Consider the following 21,823-nt stretch of genomic DNA (forward strand, 5'->3'; position numbering starts at 1 on the left):
CTTAACGGCGGCTCGCTATAAATCCGGCATGAAGACATTGAATTGGCTCGGCGCCGCCTTTTTGCTGGCGGGCGTGGCCGCCTGCGGCGGCGGACCGGCCGCACCCGGCCCGGCGGGGACGCAGGGCGACGGGGTGAAGTACGCGCAATGCATGCGCGAGCACGGCGTCGAGATGGACGACCCCGGCGTCGAGGGAGGCATCCGCCTGAAAATGCCCTCGGGCGGCAAAGCGGTGCTGGAAAAGGCTCAGGAGGCCTGCAAAAAGTACGCGCCCGTCACGGCCGGAAAGAGTGCGGGCGAAGTCCCCGCGGCCGATCAGGCGAAATTAATCGCGTACGCGAAATGCATGCGCGAGCACGGCGTCGACATGCCGGACCCGAAATTCGAGGGCGGTCAGGCCCGGATGGGCCTGTCCGGGCAGAAGGGGATGACTCCCGACTCGCCGGTGATGAAGAACGCCGACAAGGCGTGCCGGCCGCTGCTGCCGCGGGGTGGCGAGCAGTGAGAAGGCGCGCCCGCCTGCCGGTCGCCGTGGTGGCCGGCGGCGCCGTCGTGGCCGCCGTCGTGGCCGCCGGCGCCGCCCGCGACGGCGAGCCGCCCGAGGCCGCCGCGCCCACGAGGACGGCCCCCGTCACCCGGTCCGACCTCGTGGACGAGCTCACCGTGCCAGGCACCCTGGGCTACGCCGCCCGCCGCGCCCTGCCCAACCAGGCCCGCGGCGTGATCACCGACACCCGGCCCGAGGGCGGCGTAGTCCGCAGGGGCGAATGGCTCTACGAGGTCGCCGGCAGGCCCGTGCTGCTCATGTACGGCGAGACGCCCGTCTACCGGCGGCTGTCGCGGGGGTCGCGGGGCAAGGACGTCAAGCAGCTGGAACGCAACCTCAAGGCCCTCGGCCACGACCCCGGCACGATCGACGACGTCTTCACCGCCGAGACGGAGAAGGCGGTCGAAGCCTGGCAGGGCGCGAGCGGTCTGCCCAGGACCGGCCGGGTGGACGGCGCGCAGGTGATCGTGGCGCCCGGCCCTGTCCGCGTCGCCGAGGTGACCGGCGCCAAGGGCGCGCCGGCCGGCGCGACGGCCGTCACCGTGACCGACACGACGCTGATCGTGCACATCGACCTGCCGGTCACCGACCGGCGGCTGGTGACGCCACGGGCGGAGGTCGGCCTGGAGAGCCCGTCGGGCGAGCGCGCCACCGGCCGCGTCACGTCGATCGGCGGCGTCGCCCGCCGGCCGCGGGAGCAGGGCGGCGTGCCGACCCTCGACGTCGAGGTGACCCTGGACGGCGAGCTCGACGGCTACGACCAAGCGCCGGTCGCGGTGGCGATGCGCGGCGAGACGCGGGCCGGCGTGCTGTCCGTCCCGGTCGAGGCGCTGCTCGCGGTACGCGAAGGAGGGTACGCCGTGCGCGTCGTCGAGGGCGCGGGCCGGCGCCTCGTCAAGGTGACGACGGGCCTGTTCGCCGCAGGGCGGGTGGAGATCACCGGCGCCGGGCTCCGGGCCGGGATGAACGTCGAGGTGCCCGGTGATTGAGCTGATCGGCGCGGAGAAGACGTACCCGGGCGGGGTCCGCGCGCTGCGCGGCGTGGATCTGCGGGTGGCGGCGGGCGAGCTGGTCGCCATCGTGGGCCCGTCCGGCTCGGGCAAGTCGACCATGCTGCACCTCATCGGCACCCTGGACCGCCCGTCGGCGGGGACCGTGCGCATCGCCGGGCACGACGTCGCCGGCCTCGACGACGCGGGCCTGGCCGAGCTGCGCGCCCGCCACATCGGCTTCGTCTTCCAGTCCTTCCACCTGTCGGAGCACCTGAGCGCGCTCGGCAACGTGGCCGACGGCCTGCTCTACGCGGGCGTACGGCGCGGCGAGCGCACCCGGCGGGCGGCCGAGGCGCTGCGGCGCGTGGGGCTCGGCCATCGCCTGGATCACCGGCCCGGCCAGCTGTCCGGCGGCGAGAAGCAGCGGGTCGCCGTGGCCAGGGCGATCGTGGGGGAGCCCGCGCTGCTCCTGGCGGACGAGCCCACAGGCAACCTGGACAGCGCCGCGGGGGCCGAGGTCCTGGCGATCCTGCGCCGGCTGCACGGCGACGGCACCACGGTCGCCGTCATCACCCATGACAGCGAGGTCGCCGCCGCCGCTCCCCGGCGGGTCCGGCTGCGGGACGGGCGGATCGTATGAGGCTCGCGGCGTACGACGTCATCCTGGTCGGCGTGGAAGGGCTGCGCTCGCGCCCCGCCCGCGCGCTGCTGTCGGCCCTGGGGGTCGCGATCGGCATCGCCACCATGGTGGCCGTCGTCGGCATCTCCGCCAGCAGCAGGGCGGACCTGCTGGACCAGCTCGACCGGCTCGGCACCGGCCTGCTGCGGGCCGGGCCCGGCGACACCGTGTTCGGCGGGGCCGCCCGGTTGCCGAAGACCGCCACCAGGATGGTCAAGGCCGTCGAAGCGGTGGAGTCGGTGGCGTCCACCGGGCTGACCGGCGTGCCCGCCTACCGCACCGCTCACATCCCCCGGGCCAGAACCGCCGGGCTCCTGGTCCAGGCCGCCACGGCCGACCTGCTCACGACGCTCAAGACCTCGCTGAGGCGGGGGCTGTGGCTGAACGCGGCGACCGAGCGGCAGCGGGCCGTCGTCCTCGGGGCGCTGGCCGCCGGGCGGCTCGGCGCGGGGCCCGGGGACCAGGTGTGGATCGGCGGGCAGTGGTGGACGGTCGTCGGCGTCCTGGACGGCTCCACGCTGGCGCCGGAGATCGACCGGTCGGTGCTGATCGGCTTTCCGGCGGCGGAGCGTTACCTGGCGTTCGACGGCCACCCGACCACCGTCTACACGCGGGCCGCCGACGAGCACGTCGCCGGCGTCCGGGACGTGCTGGCCAGGACGGTGAGTCCGGAGCATCCGGAGGAGGTCAAGGTCAGCCGCCCCTCGGACGCCCTGGCCGCGCGGGCCGCGGCCACGGACGCCTTCACCGGCGTCCTGCTCGGCGTCGGGGCGGTCGCGCTGCTGGTCGGCGGCGTAGGAGTGGCCAACACCATGGTCATCTCGGTGCTCGAACGGCGGCGGGAGATCGGCCTCCGGCGGGCCCTGGGAGCCACCCGCGGCCAGGTGCGCACGCAGTTCCTGACCGAGTCGCTGCTGCTGTCCTGCCTGGGCGGCGCGGCCGGCGCGGTCTGCGGCGCGGCGGTCACGCTCGGGTTCGCGGCCTGGCGGGACCTCCAGGCCGTGATCCCCTTGTGGGCCCTGGGCGGCGGCCTGGCGGCGACGCTCCTCGTGGGGGCCGTGGCGGGGATCTTGCCTGCGATGCGGGCGGCCAGGCTTCCGCCCACGCTGGCCCTCGCGACCGCTTAGCCACCTCTTACGCGGCGGGGGAGATCATGTCCGGTATGCGGGTGCTCATTGCCGAGGACGAGCGCGTCCTCGCCGAGGTCGTGGCGAGCGGGCTGCGGAAGGAGGCGATGGCGGTGGACGTCGTCCATGACGGCTCCGCCGCCGTCGACCGGGCCATGACGCACGACTACGACGTGATCGTCCTGGACCGGGACCTGCCGGCCGTGCACGGCGACGACGTGTGCCGCGCGCTCGCCGCCGGGCGGGTCCCGGCCCGGATCATCATGCTGACGGCGGCGAGCGACCTGCGCTCCAAGGTCGAGGGGCTGGGCCTGGGCGCCGACGACTACCTGACGAAGCCGTTCGACTTCCCGGAGCTGGTGGCCCGGCTGCGCGCGCTCGCCCGCCGCGTCCCGCAGGCCGTGCCGCCCGTCCTGGCCCGGGCCGGGGTCACCCTGGACCCGGCCCGCCGCCAGGTGTTCCGCGACTCCCGGTACGTCGCTCTCAGCCCGAAGGAGTTCGCCGTGCTGGAGGTCCTCATGCGGGCCGAGGGCACCGTCGTGAGCGCCGAGGTCCTGCTGGAGAAGGCATGGGACGAGAACGTCAACTACTTCACGAACTCCGTGCGGATGACCGTGATGACCCTGCGGAAGAAGCTCGGCCAGCCGCCCGTGATCGAGACCGTGCCCGGCGCGGGCTACCGGCTCTGACCGTGGGGCGGATGCCGATTCGCCGGCGCCTGACCCTCACCTACGGAAGCGTGTTCTTCCTCGCCGCCGCCATCCTGGTGGCGATCAACTACGTCGTGGTCGATCAGATCGTCAACCAGCAGGTCCTCGCCGAGGGGGCGATGATCCAGCAGGCCGGGGAGGCCGTCCCGCGGCCGGTCCCGCCGCCGGGCGGGAGCCGCGCGCTCCTGGCCTCGTCCGTGAACGACCAGATCGGCCGCTACCGGGAGCTGGTGATGAGCTGGCTGCTGCGCTGGTCCCTGCTGGCGACCGCCATCGTGGGGCTGGCCGGGCTGGCGACCGGATGGCTCGTCGCCCGCAGGGCGCTGAGGCCGCTGCAGACCGTCACCGAGACGGCCAGGAAACTGTCGGAGGAGACGCTGCACCGCCGCATCTCGCTGGGTGGCCCGCAGGACGAGGTCAGGGAGCTCGCCGACACCTTCGACTCGATGCTGGAACGGCTGGACCGCGCCTTCGACGGCCAGCGCCGGTTCGTCGCCAACGTCTCCCACGAGCTCAGGACGCCCCTCGCGATCAACCGGGCGCTGCTGCAGGTCTCCCTCGCCGACGACGCGCTCCCGCGGCCGCTGCGCCCCGTCAGGGACGAACTGCTCGCCGCGAACGGCCGGCAGGAGCGCCTGATCGAGGGGCTGCTCCTGCTGGCCCAGAGCGAGCGGGAGGTGACCGTCCGGGAGCCGGTGGACCTGCGCGACCTCGCCGACCGGCCCGACCTGCCGCCGGCCCCCACCGTCGGCGACCCCGTCCTGCTGGAGCGGATGGTCGCCAACCTGCTGGACAACGCGGCCAAGTACAACGACGAGCGCGGCCTCATCGAGGTCCGCACCGCCGCCTCCGCCGACCAGGTCGCCATCACCGTCGAGAACACGGGGCCCGTGGTGCCGGCCGCGCAGGTCGCCCTGCTGTTCGAGCCGTTCAGCCGGCTCGAACGCGACCGCGTCGGTTCGGCCTCGGGCGCCGGCCTCGGGCTGTCGATCGTCCGGGCGATCGTCCGGGCGCACGGCGGCACGGTCGCCGCCGCGCCGCGCGAGGACGGCGGCCTGGCCGTGACCGTCAGGCTCTCTCGCGCGGCGCCCGGCGGAGTTACCGTCTGAAGCGGGTGCGGTGAGGCCCGGTCGGCACGGTCGTGGTGAAGTCGGCTTCGAGGAGCATGCGCGATGCAACTGGTCTGGCTGTCCGACGTCGACGCTTCGATGATCGACGTCGTCGGAGGCAAGGGCGCCGGTCTCGGAGAGATGATCAGGGCAGGTGAGCGCGTCCCCGACGGCTTCTGCCTGACCGTCGAGTCCTACCGGTCGGGGGAGGTCCCGGAGCGGGAGCTCATCGACGCCTACGAGCGGCTGGGCGGCGGGCGGGTGGCGGTCCGCTCCAGCGCCACGGCCGAGGACCTGCCGGAGGCCAGCTTCGCCGGCCAGCAGGACACCTACCTCGGCGTCGAGGGCGCCGGCGAGCTGGTCGACGCGGTACGCCGCTGCTGGGACTCCCTGTTCACCGAGCGGGCCGTCGCCTACCGCGCCGCCGCCGGAGTGGACGACGCCGCCATGGCGGTGGTGGTGCAGCGCATGGTCGAGCCGGTCGCGGCGGGCGTGCTGTTCACGGCCAACCCGATCACGGGCTGCCGTACGGAGATGGTCCTCGACGCCGCCCCCGGACTGGGCACCGCCATCGTCGAGGGCAGCGTCGTGCCGGACCACTACGTGCTGCGCGAGGGGACGCCGGCCGCCGCGAACCCCGGCGGCTGCCTGCGCGCGGACCACCTCGAACGGCTGCGCGCGGCCGGCCTGCGGCTGCAGGAGCACTTCGGCTCGCCGCAGGACGTCGAGTGGGCGATCGACGCCGACGACACGGCGTGGCTGCTGCAGTCGCGCCCGGTCACCACGCTCTTCCCGCTGCCGCCCGACACCGGCGACACCCGGCTCTACCTGGAGTTCGGTCACATGCAGGGCATGCTGCGCCCGTGTACGCCGATGGGCGTCTCACTGCTCAAGACGGGCGCGAGCCTGTGGTTCGCGGGCGTCGGGGCCACGATCGACCGGCGTGACCCGCTGCCCCGGCTGGTGCCCATCGGCGGCCGGATCTTCTATGACATGACGGACTTCCTGCGCAGCAAGGCCATGCGCCGGCGGCTCGGACCCGCCCTGGAGGTCTACGGGCCGCGGGTGCAGACGGCCGTGCTGCAGATGATGGACGATCCGCGGTTCGCGCCGCGGCCCGGCCTGCCGTTCCGCGTCGGCAGCGTGCTCAAGGGCACGGCGCGGCTGCTGCCGCGTACGCTCGCCGGAGTGGTGTCGAGCCTGGCCGACCCGGTACGCGCCCGCGCCCGCGCCCGCCGGGGGCTCGCCGAGATCAGGCGGCTGATCACGCCGCCCGGCCCGTCGGCGACCGCCGCCGAGCGGCTGCGCTGGGTGATCGAGGACTCGCACCGGCCGATCATGAGCCCCGACCTGCACGGCATCCTCGGGCCGCTGGTGGCCGGGATGCTCGCCGGTACGCTCCCGGCCGGGCTGCTTGGCGGCGTCGCCACCCGCGAGGAGCTCGACACCGTGCTCGGCGGCATGCCGTACAACGTGACCACGGAGATGGACCTCGCGCTCTGGGGCCTCGCCGTACGGGCGCGCGAGCACCGCGAGCTGTTCCTGGACACGCCGCCGGAGGCGCTGGCCGCCGCGTACGCCGCGGGTGAGCTCCCGGACATCGGCCTGGCGGGCTTCCTGACGAGATACGGCATGCGCGCGGCGGCCGAGATCGACGTCGGCGTCCCCCGCTGGGAGGAGGACCCGGCGCCGCTGTTCGCCACGATCGCCAACTACCTGCGCGTGGACGATCCCGGGCAGGCGCCCGACGTGCGGTTCGAGGCGGCGGCGGCCAGGGCCGAGCGGATGATCGCGACGCTGGCACGGCGCGCGCGGGCCAGGCGGCCGGTGCGCGGACGGCTCGCGGTGTTCCTCATGCGCCGCTCGCGTGAGCTGACCGGGCTGCGGGAGATCGGCAAGTTCGCCTGGCTGCCGACCCTCCAGGCGGCCCGGCGCCAGCTTCTCCTCGTCGGCGCGGACCTGGTCGGGGAGGGCCGGCTGGAGCAGGCCGGCGACATCATGTTCCTGACGCTCCAGGAGGCCCAGGCGGCCGTGGACGGGCTCGACGTCCGGGCGACGGTCGCGACCCGGCGCGCCGAACACGAGCGGGAGGCGAGGCGCCGTACCGTTCCCGGAGCGCTGCTGTCCGACGGGACCGACGTGGAGACGCTCGCCCCCGCGCCACCAGCCAGGGACGGCGTGCTGACCGGCATGTCGGGGGCCGCCGGCCAGGCGACCGGCCCGGCGCGGGTGATCCGCGACCCGATGGGCGCGCATCTCGAACCGGGCGAGATCCTGGTGGCGCCGACCACGGATCCGGGCTGGACGCCGCTGTTCATGACCGCGGCCGGGCTGGTGACCGAGACCGGCTCGCCGGTGGCGCACGGCCCCACCGTCGCCCGCGAGTACGGCATCCCCGCCGTCATCTGCGTCCGCGACGCCACCACCGAGATCAGGACGGGCCAGGTGATCACGGTGGACGGCACGGCGGGGACGGTGCGCGTGGAACCCGGATGATCAGGGCGGGAAGGGGATCGTGGCGGCGGCGCCGCGCGGCAGGGTGAGGCCGTCCACGCGCGTGCGCTCGTGGTCGGCCTCGACGAGGAGCCGGCGGCCCCGGAACTCGATCGGCATCGACAGCGACCCGAGCCGTTCCGGCAGGCACGGGTCGAGCCGCAGGCCGTCGGGGCGCGGCTCCAGGCCCAGGTAGCAGCGTTGCAGCATGTCGAGGGTGCCGCCCATGGCGCCCAGGTGGATGCCCTCGGCCGTGGTGCCGCCCTGCACGTCCTTGATGTCGCTGAGCGCCGCCTCGGCGAAGAACTGCCAGGAGCGGGCCCGGTCGGCGCGGGCCAGGACCCAGGCGTGGACGACGGCGCTGAGCGTGGAGCCGTGGCTGGTCCGGTCCAGGTAGTAGGAGATCGTGCGGGGGATCAGCTCGAGATCGGCGGGGTAGCCGAGCCGGCGCAGCAGGTCCAGCAGCTCGTCGGCGGTGAGCAGGTAGCACAGCATCAGCGTGTCGCCCTGCTTGGACGCCTTGTAGCGGTTGACGTCGTCGCCGTCCGCCTCCAGCGCCCGGTCCAGCCGCCGTACGCCCCGGTAGCGGCCCCAGTCGAGCTCGGCCAGGCCGGCGTAGCCGGTGAACTGGCTGATGACGCCGTCGTGGAAGTCGACCCGCATGCGCCGGGTGATGTCCGCCCAGCGGGCGCTCTCCCCGGGCCGGGCGAGGCCGAGCTCCAGGGCGCGGGCCAGCAGCCACACGGTCATGACGTTGGTGTAGGCGTTGTTGTCCAGGCCGGGGGCGGCGGCGCCGGGAAGGGCGGTGTGGTACTCGTCCGGTCCCATGACGCCGCGGATCTCGTACCTGTCTGAGACCGGGTCGAGCACGGCGAGCGAGGCGAAGAAGCGGGCGATGTCCGTCAGCAGCTCCGCGCACCACGACGCCATGGAGCCGGTCGCCAGGTGGTGCTGCCACACGTTGTAGGCGATGGCCAGGCCGACGTGGCGTTGCAGGTGGGAGACGTCCGGCAGCCAGCGGCCCGAGGCGGGGTTGAGGTGGAAGGTCTGGGTCTCCTCGCGGCCGTCGCTGCCGCTCTGCCAGGGGAACATCGCGCCGTCGAGCCCGGCCGCCCGCGCGGCGGCCCGCGCCTCCGGCAGCCGCCGCCAGCGGTAGCGCAGCAGGCCGAGCGAGATGTCGGGGAAGCGCAGGTTCAGCCACGGCAGCACGAACAGCTCGTCCCAGAACACGTGACCGCGGTACGCCTCGCCGTGCAGGCCGCGGGCGGGCACGCCGGTGTCCAGGTCGAAGGTGTGCGGGCTGAGCGTCTGCAGGAGGTGGAAGACGTGCAGGTGCACGAGCTGCGCCAGCTCGGGGCCGCCCACCTCCAGCCGGGCCCGCTCCCACAGCCGCTCCCATGCCGCCTCGTGCGCGGCCAGCAGCTCCCCGAAGCCGGGAGCCTGCCCGGCCCGGCGCAGCGCGGCCGAGCGTGGGTCGTGGACGGCGGGGTCGCGGGACGTCACCAGCGCCACGATCTTCGTGACCGTCACCGGCACGCCCTCCTCCAGGCGCGGCACGTGCTCGGTGCCGATCCGGCTGCCCTCGCGCTCGGGCCGGCCGGGAACCGGGGCGTCGATCCGCGCGGCGAGCGCGGCGGTGATCCGGGAGGAGCGGGTCGTCGCCGTCAGCCAGGTCAGCCCGGCCTCGTCCCCGGCCGCGTGGTCGGTCAGGTGGTCGCCGCGCAGGTCGCGGTAGCGGGCGACGCCGTGGTTGGTGACCGTCCCGTCCAGCGTGGCGCGGACGCGGATCGGACCCGACCAGTTCTCGGCGGTGAAGGTGGTCTCCAGGGCGGCCAGGGCCGGGTCGGCCATGGACACCAGGCGGCGCTGCCGTACGCGGGTGACCCGGCCGGCGTCGTCGCGCCAGGCCAGCTCCCGCAGCAGCACCCCGCGCCGCAGGTCGAGCTCCTGGCGGTAGTCCAGCAGCTCGGCCGCGTCCGGGTGGAACCAGTCCGACCCCGGCGTGGCGAAGGTCAGCGGCAGCCAGTCGGGCAGGTTGACCAGGTCCTCGTTGACGACCGTACGGCCCGCGACCCGCGAGGCGAGCCGGTCGTAACAGCCCGCCCGGTAGGTGCCGGGCGTGCGGTGCAGGCCGTCGGGCGTGGCGCCCCGGGTGGCGAAGCGGCCGTTGCCGAGCGTGCACAACGCCTCCCGCAGCCCCTCGGCGGCGGGGTCGTAGCCCTCGTAGACGAGCGTCCAGGGGTTGGCCGGAGCGAGAGTGGCCATGGCGGTGACGCTACCCACGCGCCGCCGGCCCAGACAGGGGACCCGTACGACGGTGGTGGTAGGGCCACCCTGACGTGGGCAGGCGTACGGACAGGAGGCAGTGGCATGAAGCACATCGTTCTCGGCTACGACGGATCGGCCTTCTCGATGCAGGCGCTGGACTGGGCGCTGGACGAGGCCGAGCTCCGCGGACTGTCCCTGACCGTCGCCCACGCCTGGCAGTGGCCGTACGGCGAGGCCCCCGAGGAGGCCAGGTCCCACCTGCGCAAGGCGGCCGAGCACGTGCTGTGGCACGGCGCCGACTGCGCCCGCCACACCAGCTCCGGCCTGACCGTGGAGACGGACCTGCACGAGGGCCCCCCGGCCGAGCGCCTGGTCGAGCTCTCCCACGAGGCCGCGCTCGTCGTGGTCGGCTCGCGCGGGCTCAGCGCGCTGCCGCGAGCGGTCGTGGGCTCGGTGGCCGGGTACGTCGCCACGCACGCCCACTGCCCCGTCATCGTGGTGCGGGGGCCGGGGCCGCTGCCCGCGGCGTCGCAACCGGGGCCGGTCGTCGTGGCCGACCGCGACCCGGACGGCGTCGTCCTGGACTTCGCGTTCGAGGAGGCCGCCCTGCGCCGGCTGCCCCTCGCGGTCCCCGCGGACCTGAGCGCGGACGTGAGCGGGTGGGCGGCCCGCCATCCCGGCGTGCCGCTCCAGCAGGCCGCCGACTTCGGGACCGCGACCCTCGTGGTCGTCGGCCGCCGGCGGGCCGCGCCCGCCGGCGTCGCCGCCTCGCTCCTCCAGCACGCGCCCTGCCCCGTGGCGGTGGTGGGAGGCTGAGATCCACCCGAGCTCCAGCTCGGCCTCGCAGGCGAACCGTCACAATGGGGCCGGTACGAACGAGTGAAGGGAGCCCATGATGCGCTGGGACGACATGTCGGGCAAGCGGCGGGGCGTCGTGATCGCGCTGGCGTCCGTGGAGATCGCGCTCACCGCCGCCGCCGCGGTCGACCTCTGCCGGCGGCCCGCGGCGGACGTGCGGGGCCGCAAGGGACTGTGGTGGCCGGCGATCTTCGTCCAGCCGGTGGGGCCCGTCGCGTACCTGCTGTGGGGACGGCGGAGCTGACCGGAACAATTGTGCCGTGATTCCACCGTCCTCCCGCAATGTGAGAGGACGGTGGAATCGTGCGGCATTGGAGGTTTTGATCCCTCCGACCGCAGGAAAGGGGCAAACCGATCCCACGGCCCCCCTCCAGTGTTCCGCAGGTCCCGCTTGCCACCCTTTCCCCCTCTACCGTGGCCGATGGACTCGGGAAAGCGGAAGGATCAATTGTTCCTAGGAATTCTTTTCCCCGGAAGTTCGGCCGCTCGGATGCCATCATCGGATGATATGGATGCGCACAGCCCGTCCTTCGACCTCGCCTCGCCGAAAGGACCGCTGGCCGATTTCCTGATCGCCCGGCGTGCCGCGGTCACCGCGGCCGAACACGGCCTGCCGGAACCGGCCTACCCGCGCCGGGTCCCGGGGCTGCGCCGGGAGGAGGTGGCCCAGCTGGCCGGCATCAGCACCGACTACTACACCCGGCTGGAACAGGGCCGGGTCCGCACCGCCTCCCGTTCGGTGCTGACCGCCATCGGCCGGGCGCTGCGACTCGACGACGACCAGCAGCGGCATCTGTGCCAGCTCGCCGACCCGTACACGGGGGAGCAGGCGGACGAGGGCGAGCAGCGGGTCACTTCGCAGACCGTGCGGCTGCTCACCAACCTGGTCGACACGCCCGCTCTGGTGCTGGGCCGTTATCAGGACATCCTTGCCTGGAACAGGCTCGCCGCCGCCCTGCTCGGCGACCTGGCCGCCATGCCGCCCGCGCACCGCAACTACGTCCGCATGATCTTCCTGGACCCGCAGGTCCGGGCCATGCAGGACGACTGGCCGGAACGGGCCCGCGAAGCGGTCTCCAGCCTGCGCATGGCGGCCGGCACCTACCCCGGCCAGCCGCGGCTGCAGGAGCTCGTGGGCGAGCTGCTGCGCCGCGACGACGACTTCCGCGCCTGGTGGAACCAGCATCTGGTCACCATGCACCCGTTCGGGCACAACCGCGTGCACCACCCCGTCGCCGGGTCCTTCGACCTCGACTGGCAGGCCCTGAACACGGTGGACGACCAGGAGCAGATCATCATCCTCGTCACCGCGCCGCCCGGCAGCCCCGGCCACTTCGCCCTCCGCCGGCTGGCCTCATGGGCGCGGCGGCAGGCCCTGCAGCCCAGTCACCTGGCCCCCGGCCCAGGAGAACCTGAGCCGGGGAGCGCGCGGTTCAGCCGCAGTGCACGTTGTTGAGCTTGACGGTCACCCAGTCCGGGACCGTCCCCTGGACGTCGATGCACTGGCCGGGCGCGGAGACGTAGACGGGGCCGGCGTAGTACGTGAACGTCCCGGAGTTGGAGTCCTCGCCGCTGCCGTCGCCCCGGGAGATCACGACGCTCTTCCAGCTCGGGGTGTTGGCGTAGGCGCCGTAGCCGTAGGTCAGGGCGCAGTTCTTGCCGGCGCTGGAGCTGTAGTGGACCTCCAGGGTGCCCGTACGGGTCCCGTCTCCTCGCTTGATGGGGTAGACGCCGACGCGGGTGTAGCTGCTGCCGCAGGGTCCGGCCGCGGCGGCGGGGGCGGCGCCCGCCACCATGGTGGTGGAGGCGGCCAGGGCCGCACCGGTGAGGAAAGTCGCCAGCTTGCGTGTACGCACGAATATCCTTTCGGCTTCCGACAAGTCCGATCATGGATATCACCGGCGTCAGCCCCGCCACCCGTGAGATGGGCGCGATGTGATCATTGACACAAAGATCCGTTATGTCCGGTCAGGTTGGGGGTCAGCCCGCGCGGGCCGGTGCGTGGCCGGGATCTCGAACCCGTACCTCTCGGCGAGGGCGCGGACGTCCGCGAGATCCTTGTCCTTGGGCGGGTACGCCGTCTTGAAACGGAACATCCACTCGGCGGCCACGCACCGCACCTCCTGCCCGGCGATGACGCCCGTGCCCGTCAGGGAGTCCTTGGGATACTCGATGCCGTAGACGTTGTGACCCTGGTCGTCGAACTCGAACACGTGGACGTCCACCGTGGCGCCGCCGCCGGCCGCGACGACGTAGTTCCAGTCCGTCGAGTCCTGCCGTGGCCGCGGCGCGTACCCCCACTGGGCCAGCAGCTCCCCGAGACGCCGCGCGTGCTCGCGGGCGACGGCGAGGTCGAGGTCGGCGTGCTCGCGGGTCCGCCTGCCGAGCAGCGCGTCGACGCACCACCCGCCGTCGATCCAGACGGGCACGTTCTCGGCGGCGAGGCCGCGGTAGATCGCGAGGACGTCGTCGGCGTTCACGGGACGCAGCCTAACGGCCCCGCCTCTGTTGCTCTGAGCGCAATCCGTAGACATGGACGCTGTGGCCAGCATGTTCGCCGGGAAAGGGAGTAAATCATCTCCCCTGGGGACGTCGAGGATGGCACGATAGGAATTACGCGGAGTCCTTTGAAATCGCTCATCGTAGTCAAACCCGCTTCTAGCGAGGACCCCACGCTGGCCAACACTTCCGCGGATGCGAGGAGGCCACGATGAAGAACAAACTGTGCTATTCCGACGCGGTGAAGCTTCTGGGAGGGGCCGACAACCAACTGGTCGCCGCCCTGGACCGGATCACCGGTGGCGTGCTGCTCGGTGCGACGGGCTTCGGCGCGGAGTTCGTGCTCAGCCTTTTCGACGCCAAGGGAGAGCTGGCCAGGCTCAGCGGCGAGTCGGTCAGCTTATTGGCGGAGCGGCTGCGCGGGCTCGGCCGCTTCGACCGGACGCAGCGGCTCATCGCCGCACACAAGGTGATCGTGCTCACCGCCTTCTTCGAGGCCGTGCACGAGGTCACCCCGCGATCAGAGGTGAAGGAGCTGCTGCGTGGCAGGCTGACGCAGGTGAGCCTGGCCACAGGCGAGCGTCCCGCCTCGGGGCGGCTCGCCGACCTCGTCGCCGTGCTCCACGACAGTGCCCTGCCCGGGGATCCCATACCTCCCGGCGCCGAGACCATGCCGGGATCCTTGCTCGCCTGCTACGCCTCGCTGAGCGGACGCCTGGTCGCCTACCTGGCCGAAGCCTTGCCTGGTCTCTCCGGCGAGCTCGTGCGAGCGCTGGAGGAGGAGGTGCCGCAAGCCGCGCTGCGCCGTTACGAGGAGCATCTGCGGCGCTTGACCACCGACTTTCCCGAGGTGGCGTTCTGGGCGAATCGTCTCGACCATCTCACGACGCACGACCGGCTGTTGCGCCTGCAGGCAGGGCTCGAAGGTCTGGGCCGCGTGCTTGACGCCATCGCCTCGAACACCGCAATGGCCGACGAGCGGCGCGCGGCCCTGGCCCGGCGCTACCGGCGCGCGCTCGACCGCCCCGTCGTGACCTCGAACGACATCCCCGAGGGGCTGACGATGCCGCTGCTGGCGCATGTGTACGTCAACCCATGTTTCCGGGTCGCGAAGGTCACCTACCGCGATCGGATGGACCACGAGCAGTGGTGGGGCCAATGGGACGTGCGCGACGACCTGCAGGAGTTCCTCATCGGCCATCTGACCTCGCCCGAGGCCACGCGGAGCCCGCTGATCGTGCTCGGTCAGCCGGGATCGGGCAAGTCGGTGCTCACCCAAGTCCTGGCGGCTCGCCTTCCCGTGACCGACTTCCTGACCGTGCGCGTGGTGCTGCGGGACGTCCCCGCGGACACGGACCTGCAGTCCCAGATCGAGTACGCGATCAGGGACGCCACTGGGGAGAGCCTGTCGTGGCCGGTCTTGGCCAGGACGGCGGGAGGCGCGCTGCCGGTGATCCTGCTCGACGGCTTCGACGAGCTGCTTCAGGCGACGGGCATCGGTCAGACCGACTATCTAGAGCAGATCGTGCGATTTCAGGAGCGTGAGGCCGACCAGGGACGTCCGGTGGCAGTCCTGGTCACGAGCCGCATCGCGGTCGCCGACAGAGGACGCATCCCGCGCGACGGCGCGACCGCGCTACGGCTCGAACCGTTCACCGAGGGACAGGTCGAGCAGTGGCTGAGCGTCTGGGACGCGGCGAACGCCGACCACCTGGTCTCGCGCGGGCTGCGGCCCTTGCCCGTCGCGACGGCGCTGCGTCAGGCCGAGCTGGCATCGCAACCGCTCCTGCTGCTGATGCTGGTCCTGTACGACGCGGCCGACAACGCTCTGCAGCGGGACGAGCACTCCCTCGACCACGCTGACCTGTACGAGCGGATCCTGCGACGCTTCGCCGAGCGCGAGATCGTCAAGTCGCAGCCGGGGCTGGCGGCGGAGCCGCTGGAGGCGGCGGTCAATGAGGAGCTGCTGCGCCTGTCGGTCGCGGCGTTCGCGATGTTCAACCGCGGCCGGCAATGGGTCACCGACGACGAGTTGTCGGGTGACCTCACCGAACTGCTCGGCGACCGGACGCCCGGTCCGTCCTCGCGCGATTTCCACGCCGCGGCGAGTCTCGCCCAGCAGATCGTGGGCCGGTTCTTCTTCATCCACCAGGCGCAGGCGCTGCGCAAGGACCAGCTCCTGACCACGTGCGAGTTCCTGCACGCGACGTTCGGGGAGTTCCTGGTCGCCCGGCTGATCTTGCGGGAGTTGCACGAACTGGCCGAAGTCGCGGCGGCGAGCCTCCGGCGGGTGCCTGACGACGGCTTCATCCGCGCGTTGCTGTCCTTCGCTCCGCTGACCACCCGTACCCAGATCCTCGACTTTCTCAGCGCCCTCGCCGAGCGGCTTCCCGACGAGCGGCGGCGGAAGTTCCGGGAGCTGCTCCTGACGGCCTTCCAGCACGCCATGGAACCCGACGAGAACGGTCACTACGCCACCTACCGTCCGGTCGATCTCGGAGCGCCCGCGCGCCACGCCGCCTATGCGGCGAACCTGCTCCTTGCGATGGTCCGGGTGGGCGGCCCGGTCTCCGGACGGGAGCTGTTCCCGGAGGCGCCCTCTCCCGCGGCCGAGTGGCGCAAGCACGCGCTGCTGTGGAGGTCGCAGTTCGGCGAGGAGCCTTGGGAGTACCTCATCCACGAGCTGTCGCTGCGCCGCGACTGGGAGGACGGCGAACGCGAGGTTCATGTGGACCTGCGGAGCGACGAGCCTTACGAACTGCCGCATCTGGACATCTTCTGGACCTTCAACGTGCCGCCCGGCCATGAGGAGAGAGAATATGCGGGCTGGTGCTACTACCGCGGACACGAACTGGCTCAGGTGAGTCATTTCACCTGCGATCTCGTCGGTGACATCGCCTGGCACGCGCTCGCCGAGGTCAACCGCGTCCTGGACCAAGGCGACCTGTCGGGGGACGAGGAGGAAGGGGCGACCCCGGCGTTCGGCATCCTGAGTCCCGACCGGGCGGTCTCCGTCACGAACGCCCTGACGCGGGTCTGGCTGGCCTCCAGCGCCCCTGGGGGTGACGAGAACCTTCAGCAGGCGTACGAGGAGTGCCTGACGGTCATCGCGGGCAGCCGCGCCCCCGACCATCAGGTGGCGCGATACGCCTACCTGAGCCGGGTGCTGCGGATGCTCGCCGCCGACCGCGACCGTCTCCCCTCCGGGTTCCGCGCGGCTGTCCTCGACCGTCTCAGGAAGACGATCCTCCAGGAGTCGTACCTGGCCACGGCTCCGCTGGTCCGGCGATGGGCGGAGGAGGCGTTCGGCGACCTCGGACGGCCCACGCCATGACAGTCAGCAGGTAGGACAGGGTGTCTGTTCGGGCGGGTTGAGCTCGTCATCACTGTGCCGGGCCGGAACGTGACCCGGTGACCAGTGAGACGAGGAGTTCGCGGTGGGCACGATCAGCGTTTTCGTCAGCGTCAGCCTGGACGGCGTCATGCAGGGGCCGGGCCGGGCGGACGAGGACACGAGGGGCGGATTCCGGCACGGCGGGTGGGCCGCCGGGTACGCCGACCAGGTGACCGGGAAGTACGTCGCCGAGCAGGGCGGGGCGGCGGCCATGCTGTTCGGGCGGCGGACGTACGACGACGTGCTGGGCTACTGGACCTCCGTGGGCGAGGCCAACCCGTTCACCGAGATCCTGGTGAACACGCCCAAGTACGTCGCCTCCCGCCGGGCGGACACCGCGCTCGCCCACCCCAACTCCACGCTGCTGGCGGGGGAGGCGGCCGGCGCGGTCGCGGGGCTGAAGGAACGGGTCGACGGCGTGATCAGGGTGCTCGGCAGCGGCGAGCTGGTGCGCTCCCTGCACGCGGCGGGCCTGGTCGAGGAGTACGTCCTGCTGATCCACCCGATCGTGCTCGGCTCGGGCACGCGGCTGTTCGGCGAGGGGGAGCGTACCGGCCTGACGCTTCAGGAGGCGATCACCACCACGACCGGTGTCGTGATCACGCGCTACCGGACCAAGTGAGGAGAGAGGATCGGGACATGCGTTACATGTTGTTGTTCCATCACGCCGAGGCGACCGAGGAGACGGCCGGGGCCGAGGCGATGGCCGACGGGATGCGGGCCATGGCCAGTTACGCCGCGACGCTGGAGCAGGCCGGCATCCTGGTGAGCGGCCAGGTGCTGCGGCCGTCGGCGGATTCGACCACGCTCACGCTGGTGGACGGGGAACCGCGCATCCAGGACGGGCCGTTCGCCGACACCAAGGAGCAGCTCGGCGGCGTGGTCGTCATCGACGTGCCGGACCTGGACGCGGCCCTGGAGTGGGCGCGGCAGGCGCCGCCGCTGGCCTGGGGGAGCGTCGAGATCCGGCCCGGCGGGATGCACATCGAGGCCGGGAAGTGGGTCCCGTCCTGGTGAACCCCGGTGAGCGGGCCGCGCAGGTGGCCGAGCGGGCCGCGCGGGAGTCCTACGGCCGGCTGGTGGCCCTGCTGGCCGCCCCGGCCGGGGACCTCGAACTCGCCGAGGACACGCTGGCGCAGGCGTTCGAGCGGGCGCTGACCACGTGGCCGCGCGACGGCGTCCCCGACAACCCGGAGGGCTGGCTGCTGACGGTGGCCCGCAACCGGCAGCGGGACCTGTGGAAGTCCGCCGCCCACCGGCGCAGCCGGTCGCTGGAGGCGGCCGTGGACGCCGGCGCCGACCTGGGCGCGGGCGTCGTCACGACCCTGGACGACCTCGACGCGGACCGGATCCCGGACCGGCGTCTCGCCCTGCTGTTCGTCTGCGCGCACCCGGCCATCGCCGCCGACGTCCGCACTCCGCTGATGTTGCAGGTCGTGCTCGGGTTCGAGGCGGCGGCGATCGCGCGGGCCTTCGCCGTGCCCGCCGCGGCGATGTCGCAACGGCTGGTACGGGTCAAGCGGCGGATCAGGGACGCCAGGATTCCCTTCGCCGTCCCCGGGCGGCAGGCGATGCCGGAGCGGCTGCCGTGGGTGCTCGAGGCGGTGTACGGCTGCTACGCGCTGTCCTTCCACGACCGGGGGGAGGGGGACTCGCTCGCGGGCGAGGCCCGCTACCTGGCCGTCACGACCGCGCGGCTGCTCGGCGACGAGCCCGAGGCGTGGTCGCTGGCGGCGCTGCTCACCCTCACCTCCGCCCGCGCCGCGGCCCCCGGCGGGCCCTACCTGCCGCTGCAGGACCAGGACCCGGACACGTGGGACCGCGGCCTCATCGCCGAGGGCGAGGCGTACCTCCGCCGGGCCGGGCGGCCGGGCCGGGCGCCGGGACGGTTCCAGCTCGAGGCGGCGATCCAGGCGGTCCACTGCGACCGGGCCCGCGTCGGGACCACCGACTGGGAGGCCCTGTGCACCCTCTACACCGCGCTGGTCGCGATCGCGCCGAGCCTGGGCGGCCGGGTCGCGCACGCCGCCGTCATCGGGCGGGCCCGCTCGCCCGGCGCGGGTCTGGAACTGCTGGAGGACCTGCCGGTCGAACGGGAGCGGTTCCAGCCGTACCACGCGGCACGCGGCGACCTGCTCGCCCGGCTCGGCCGGCGCGAGGACGCGGCCGCCGCCTACACGCGGGCCGCCGACCTCAGCACGGACCCGGCCGTCCGGGCCTTCCTCGGGCGGCGCGCCGAAGAAGCCGGCGGACCCTAGAGCCGCTACGTGTCGGCCCCCGCGTGGGTGCGGCGGCTCCGGTGGCGGGAGCCGTGCCAGTCCAGGCAGAGGACGCTGGCGTCGTCCTCCAGATGGCCGTGGCAGACGTCGAGGACGGCGGCGGTCAGCGTCCGTACGAGCTCGCGGGGATGCTGATCGGCCGTGTCCCGGACGAGTCCGGGCAGGTCGAGGCCCGCCGCCCGGCGTTCGCGCATGCCGTCCGTGTAGAACACGAGCCGGTCGCCGGGCCGCAGGTCGAGGTCCTGCACCCGGTACTCGAAGGGGAACGGGAAGCCGAACGGCGGGTCGATGTGCAGCGGCACCTCCCGCACCGTGCCGTCGCGCAGGCGCAGCGGCCACGGGTGACCGGCGTTGACGAGCCGCGCGCCGGAGCCGTCCAGGGAGACGCGCAGCAACTGGCCGGTGGCCAGGGCCTGGCGGCCGTGGTCCAGGAGCGACTGGTGGGTCTCGCGCGCCTGCTCGGCCAGGCCGCGGGAGGCGCGGCGGGCGCCGCGTGAGGCGTTGACCAGCAGGGTGGCCAGCAGGGCGGAGTCGACGTCGTGACCCATCGCGTCCGTGACGGACAGGTGCAGGGTGTGCCTGTCGAGCGTGTAGTCGTAGGTGTCGCCGCCGATGTTGTCGGCCGGCACCAGGGCGCCGGCCAGCACGAACTGGGCGGCCTCGCAGGCGGAGGACGACGGCAGGAGCTGGTTCTGCGGTCGGTGACCACGATGTACGCCAGCGCGTGCGCGGCCTGGCTGATCTGCTCCAGCACCTCCGCGTCGAAGCGCGGCAGGGTCAGCTCCAGCAGGCCGATCGCGTCGCCCCGGTTGGTCACGGGGGCCAGCACCCGCTGTCCCTGGCTGTCATCGGGCGCCAGGGTCAGCTCCTGGGTGCGCAACGCCTGGTCGTAGACGCTGCCGGGCAGGTGGATCCGCTCGCTCTGCGGCGCCCCGTCGTCGCGGATCATGCGCACCATCGTCCGGCCGACGAGGTCGAGGGACAGGAACGACACGGCCGTGGCCCCGAACCGGTCGCGCAGGCCGGCGGCGATCACGTCGATGGAGTCCGCCGGTGCGGCGTTCTCCGCCTCCGTGAGGAGCTCCTCCAGGCGGAGCCGGTCGTGGGTCATGCGCCCTCCTCGATCCCCGCACCTATTCCCTCCGCCCACCCGGGTATGACGAATCGCTTGAGGACGCCGGCCGGAGCTCGGCCATCACCCGGCGCATGTCGGAGACGGCGCGGAGCGTGCCGCGCAGCGTGCCGGTGACCTTGGAACGCCCGGTCCGCGGCAGGTAGTCCACCTCCACCTCGGCGATCCGCCAGCCGGCCGCGTCGGCGCGCAGCACCATCTCCAGCGGGTAGCCGAAGCGGCGGTCGGTCAGCCCCAGCTCCAGGAGGGCCGCGCGCCTGGCCGCGCGCATCGGGCCGAGGTCGCGGAGCGGCGCACCCGTACGGCGGCGCAGCACACCGGCGAGCACCGCGTTGCCCAGCCGCGCGTGCCACGGCCAGGCGCCCGCCGTCCGCGGCAGCCTCCGCCCCAGGACCAGATCGCCGTGCCCGCCGAGCACGGCGGCGCTCACCCGGGGGAGCTGGCGTGGGTCGAGCGAGGCGTCGGCGTCCATGAAGCAGACCACCTCGGCGGTGGCGGCGCGCAGCCCGGCGTGGCAGGCCGCGCCGAAGCCGCGTACGGGCTCGTGGACCACCCGCGCGCCGAGGCTCTCCGCGACCGCCGCCGAGCGGTCGGTGGAGCCGTTGTCGACCACGATCGGGCGGTGGCCGTCCGGCATGCGCCCGAGCACCCAGGCGAGCGCGGCCTCCTCGTTCAGGCAGGGCAGGATCACGTCGACCGTCATGACCGGGCGAACTCCTTCATCCCCGCGTCGAACTCGACGCCCGCGCGGAACCCGAGCTCGGCCCGCGCCCGCTCGGGCGAGGCCACGATGTGGCGGACGTCGCCCAGCCGGTAGTCCCCGGTGACCTTCGGGGCGGGACCGCCCCGCGCGGCGGCCAGCGCGGCCGCCATCTCGCCCACGGTGTGCGGGGTCCCCGAGGCGATGTTCCAGGCGCGCAGCTCGCCGGGACGTACGGGCGCGGACATGGCCGCGAGGTTGGCCCGGGCGACGTCGCGCACATGCACGAAGTCACGCAGCTGGCGGCCGTCCTCGAACACCTTCGGCGCCCGGCCCGCCTCCAGCTCCGAGCGGAAGATCGCGGCGACCCCGGCGTACGGGGTGTCGCGCGGCATGCGGGGACCGTAGACGTTGTGGTACCGGAGCGCCGCCGCGCGGCCGCCCGTCTCCCTGGCCCAGTTGGCGGCCAGATGTTCCTGCGCGAGCTTGCTGGTGGCGTAGGCGTTGCGCGGATCGGGCTGGGCGTCCTCGCCGATCGGCGCGCAGGCCAGGGCCGCGCCGCAGCGCGGGCAGAGCGGCTCGAACGAGCCCAGCTCCAGGTCCCGCACGGTCCGCGGGCCCGGCCTGACGTGGCCGTGCGTGGCGCACTCGTAGTGGCCTTCGCCGTAGACCACCATCGAGGACGCCAGCACCAGCCGGTCGATCTCGTGCCGCGCCATCGCGGCCAGCAGGACGGCGGTGCCGTACACGTTGACGGAGGCGTAGCCGGGCAGGTCGGCGACGTCCACGCCGAGCCCCACCATCGCGGCCTGGTGCACGACCACCTCGACGCCGGGGAGCAGCGCGTCCAGCACGGCCGGGTCGCGGACGTCCGCGCCGGTCCGCAGGTCCAGGCCGACGACGTCGTGACCCTCGGCCCGCAGCGCCTCCGCCACGTGCCCGCCGATGAAACCGGCCGAGCCGGTGACCATGACTCTCACGCCGCCGACGCTAGCCCGGCGGGAGGCGCGCCCGGAGGAGACGTTCGCGGTTCGTA

At 73.2% G+C, this 21,823-nt stretch carries 20 protein-coding genes; 14 read left to right on the top strand and 6 right to left on the bottom strand.

The annotated features are described in order from the left end of the window. Nucleotides 1-28: 28 nt before the first annotated feature. The 7 genes from ABD292_RS04640 to ABD292_RS04670 all read left to right on the top strand — a co-directional run bounded on the left by ABD292_RS04640 (nt 29) and on the right by ABD292_RS04670 (nt 7,660). On the top strand, nt 29-505 hold the full coding sequence (locus tag ABD292_RS04640; protein ID WP_344205462.1) for a hypothetical protein: 477 nt from the start codon (nt 29-31) through the stop codon (nt 503-505). Next, a complete protein-coding gene (locus ABD292_RS04645) occupies nt 502-1,536 on the top strand; it encodes a peptidoglycan-binding protein (protein ID WP_344205463.1) in 1,035 nt (344 codons plus the stop codon). Before ABD292_RS04640 ends, ABD292_RS04645 begins: the two co-directional genes overlap by 4 nt. After that, nucleotides 1,529-2,179, top strand: a complete 651-nt coding sequence (locus ABD292_RS04650) for an ABC transporter ATP-binding protein (protein ID WP_344205464.1) — start codon at nt 1,529-1,531, stop codon at nt 2,177-2,179. The genes ABD292_RS04645 and ABD292_RS04650 overlap by 8 nt, the downstream gene beginning before the upstream one ends. Beyond that, on the top strand, nt 2,176-3,345 hold the full coding sequence (locus ABD292_RS04655; RefSeq protein WP_344205465.1) for an ABC transporter permease: 1,170 nt from the start codon (nt 2,176-2,178) through the stop codon (nt 3,343-3,345). The genes ABD292_RS04650 and ABD292_RS04655 overlap by 4 nt, the downstream gene beginning before the upstream one ends. 35 nt (nt 3,346-3,380) lie before the next feature. Then, nucleotides 3,381-4,034, top strand: coding sequence for a response regulator transcription factor (locus ABD292_RS04660; RefSeq protein WP_344205466.1), 654 nt, complete (start codon nt 3,381-3,383; stop codon nt 4,032-4,034). A gap of 11 nt (nt 4,035-4,045) precedes the next feature. After that, on the top strand, nt 4,046-5,164 hold the full coding sequence (locus ABD292_RS04665; RefSeq protein ID WP_344205468.1) for a sensor histidine kinase: 1,119 nt from the start codon (nt 4,046-4,048) through the stop codon (nt 5,162-5,164). A gap of 63 nt (nt 5,165-5,227) precedes the next feature. Further along, nucleotides 5,228-7,660 carry a PEP/pyruvate-binding domain-containing protein gene (locus ABD292_RS04670; RefSeq protein WP_344205469.1) on the top strand — a complete coding sequence of 811 codons (2,433 nt, stop codon included), beginning with the start codon at nt 5,228-5,230 and terminating at the stop codon, nt 7,658-7,660. On the opposite strand, the gene ABD292_RS04675 is transcribed toward ABD292_RS04670, so the two are convergent. After that, a complete protein-coding gene (locus tag ABD292_RS04675; protein WP_344205470.1) occupies nt 7,661-9,922 on the bottom strand; it encodes a glycoside hydrolase family 65 protein in 2,262 nt (753 codons plus the stop codon). Nucleotides 9,923-10,027: 105 nt separating this feature from the next. Here ABD292_RS04675 and ABD292_RS04680 point away from each other — a divergent pair, with 105 nt between their 5' ends. The 3 genes from ABD292_RS04680 (at nt 10,028) to ABD292_RS04690 (ending at nt 12,239) form a co-directional block, all read left to right on the top strand. Then, a complete protein-coding gene (locus ABD292_RS04680; RefSeq protein WP_344205471.1) occupies nt 10,028-10,741 on the top strand; it encodes a universal stress protein in 714 nt (237 codons plus the stop codon). Between the two features lie 76 nt (nt 10,742-10,817). After that, nucleotides 10,818-11,027: a PLDc N-terminal domain-containing protein gene (locus tag ABD292_RS04685; RefSeq protein WP_344205473.1), complete on the top strand. Its 210-nt coding sequence runs from the start codon at nt 10,818-10,820 to the stop codon at nt 11,025-11,027. A 264-nt stretch (nt 11,028-11,291) separates the two neighbouring features. Next, nucleotides 11,292-12,239 carry a helix-turn-helix transcriptional regulator gene (locus tag ABD292_RS04690; RefSeq protein ID WP_344205474.1) on the top strand — a complete coding sequence of 316 codons (948 nt, stop codon included), beginning with the start codon at nt 11,292-11,294 and terminating at the stop codon, nt 12,237-12,239. Here ABD292_RS04690 and ABD292_RS04695 read toward each other — a convergent pair. Further along, nucleotides 12,217-12,639, bottom strand: coding sequence for a hypothetical protein (locus ABD292_RS04695; protein ID WP_344205475.1), 423 nt, complete (start codon nt 12,637-12,639; stop codon nt 12,217-12,219). The genes ABD292_RS04690 and ABD292_RS04695 overlap by 23 nt on opposite strands. Before the next feature lie 102 nt (nt 12,640-12,741). Then, nucleotides 12,742-13,263, bottom strand: a complete 522-nt coding sequence (locus tag ABD292_RS04700) for a nucleotidyltransferase domain-containing protein (RefSeq protein WP_344205476.1) — start codon at nt 13,261-13,263, stop codon at nt 12,742-12,744. A gap of 230 nt (nt 13,264-13,493) precedes the next feature. On the opposite strand from ABD292_RS04700, the gene ABD292_RS04705 reads away from it, so the two are divergent. The 4 genes from ABD292_RS04705 (at nt 13,494) to ABD292_RS04720 (ending at nt 18,934) form a co-directional block, all read left to right on the top strand. Then, nucleotides 13,494-16,616: an NACHT domain-containing protein gene (locus tag ABD292_RS04705; protein WP_344205477.1), complete on the top strand. Its 3,123-nt coding sequence runs from the start codon at nt 13,494-13,496 to the stop codon at nt 16,614-16,616. Between the two features lie 103 nt (nt 16,617-16,719). Then, nucleotides 16,720-17,298 (top strand): dihydrofolate reductase family protein, encoded by a 579-nt coding sequence (locus ABD292_RS04710; RefSeq protein ID WP_344205478.1) that lies wholly within the window; start codon nt 16,720-16,722, stop codon nt 17,296-17,298. 17 nt (nt 17,299-17,315) lie between these two features. Continuing rightward, on the top strand, nt 17,316-17,693 hold the full coding sequence (locus ABD292_RS04715; RefSeq protein WP_344205479.1) for a YciI family protein: 378 nt from the start codon (nt 17,316-17,318) through the stop codon (nt 17,691-17,693). Beyond that, nucleotides 17,675-18,934, top strand: a complete 1,260-nt coding sequence (locus ABD292_RS04720) for an RNA polymerase sigma factor (protein ID WP_344205480.1) — start codon at nt 17,675-17,677, stop codon at nt 18,932-18,934. The genes ABD292_RS04715 and ABD292_RS04720 overlap by 19 nt, the downstream gene beginning before the upstream one ends. A 5-nt stretch (nt 18,935-18,939) precedes the next feature. On the opposite strand, the gene ABD292_RS04725 is transcribed toward ABD292_RS04720, so the two are convergent. From ABD292_RS04725 to ABD292_RS04735, 3 genes are all read right to left on the bottom strand, one after another. After that, complete coding sequence (locus tag ABD292_RS04725) at nt 18,940-19,602, bottom strand: PP2C family protein-serine/threonine phosphatase (protein ID WP_344205481.1); 663 nt, start codon at nt 19,600-19,602, stop codon at nt 18,940-18,942. 486 nt (nt 19,603-20,088) lie between these two features. Further along, the gene (locus tag ABD292_RS04730) at nt 20,089-20,790 is read right to left on the bottom strand and encodes a glycosyltransferase family 2 protein (RefSeq protein ID WP_344205482.1); all 702 of its coding nucleotides are present in this window, start codon (nt 20,788-20,790) and stop codon (nt 20,089-20,091) included. Next, on the bottom strand, nt 20,787-21,758 hold the full coding sequence (locus ABD292_RS04735; protein WP_344206432.1) for an NAD-dependent epimerase/dehydratase family protein: 972 nt from the start codon (nt 21,756-21,758) through the stop codon (nt 20,787-20,789). The genes ABD292_RS04730 and ABD292_RS04735 overlap by 4 nt, the downstream gene beginning before the upstream one ends. Nucleotides 21,759-21,823 lie beyond the last annotated feature (65 nt).

Source organism: Nonomuraea bangladeshensis (assembly GCF_039529455.1).
Taxonomy (GTDB): domain Bacteria; phylum Actinomycetota; class Actinomycetes; order Streptosporangiales; family Streptosporangiaceae; genus Nonomuraea; species Nonomuraea bangladeshensis.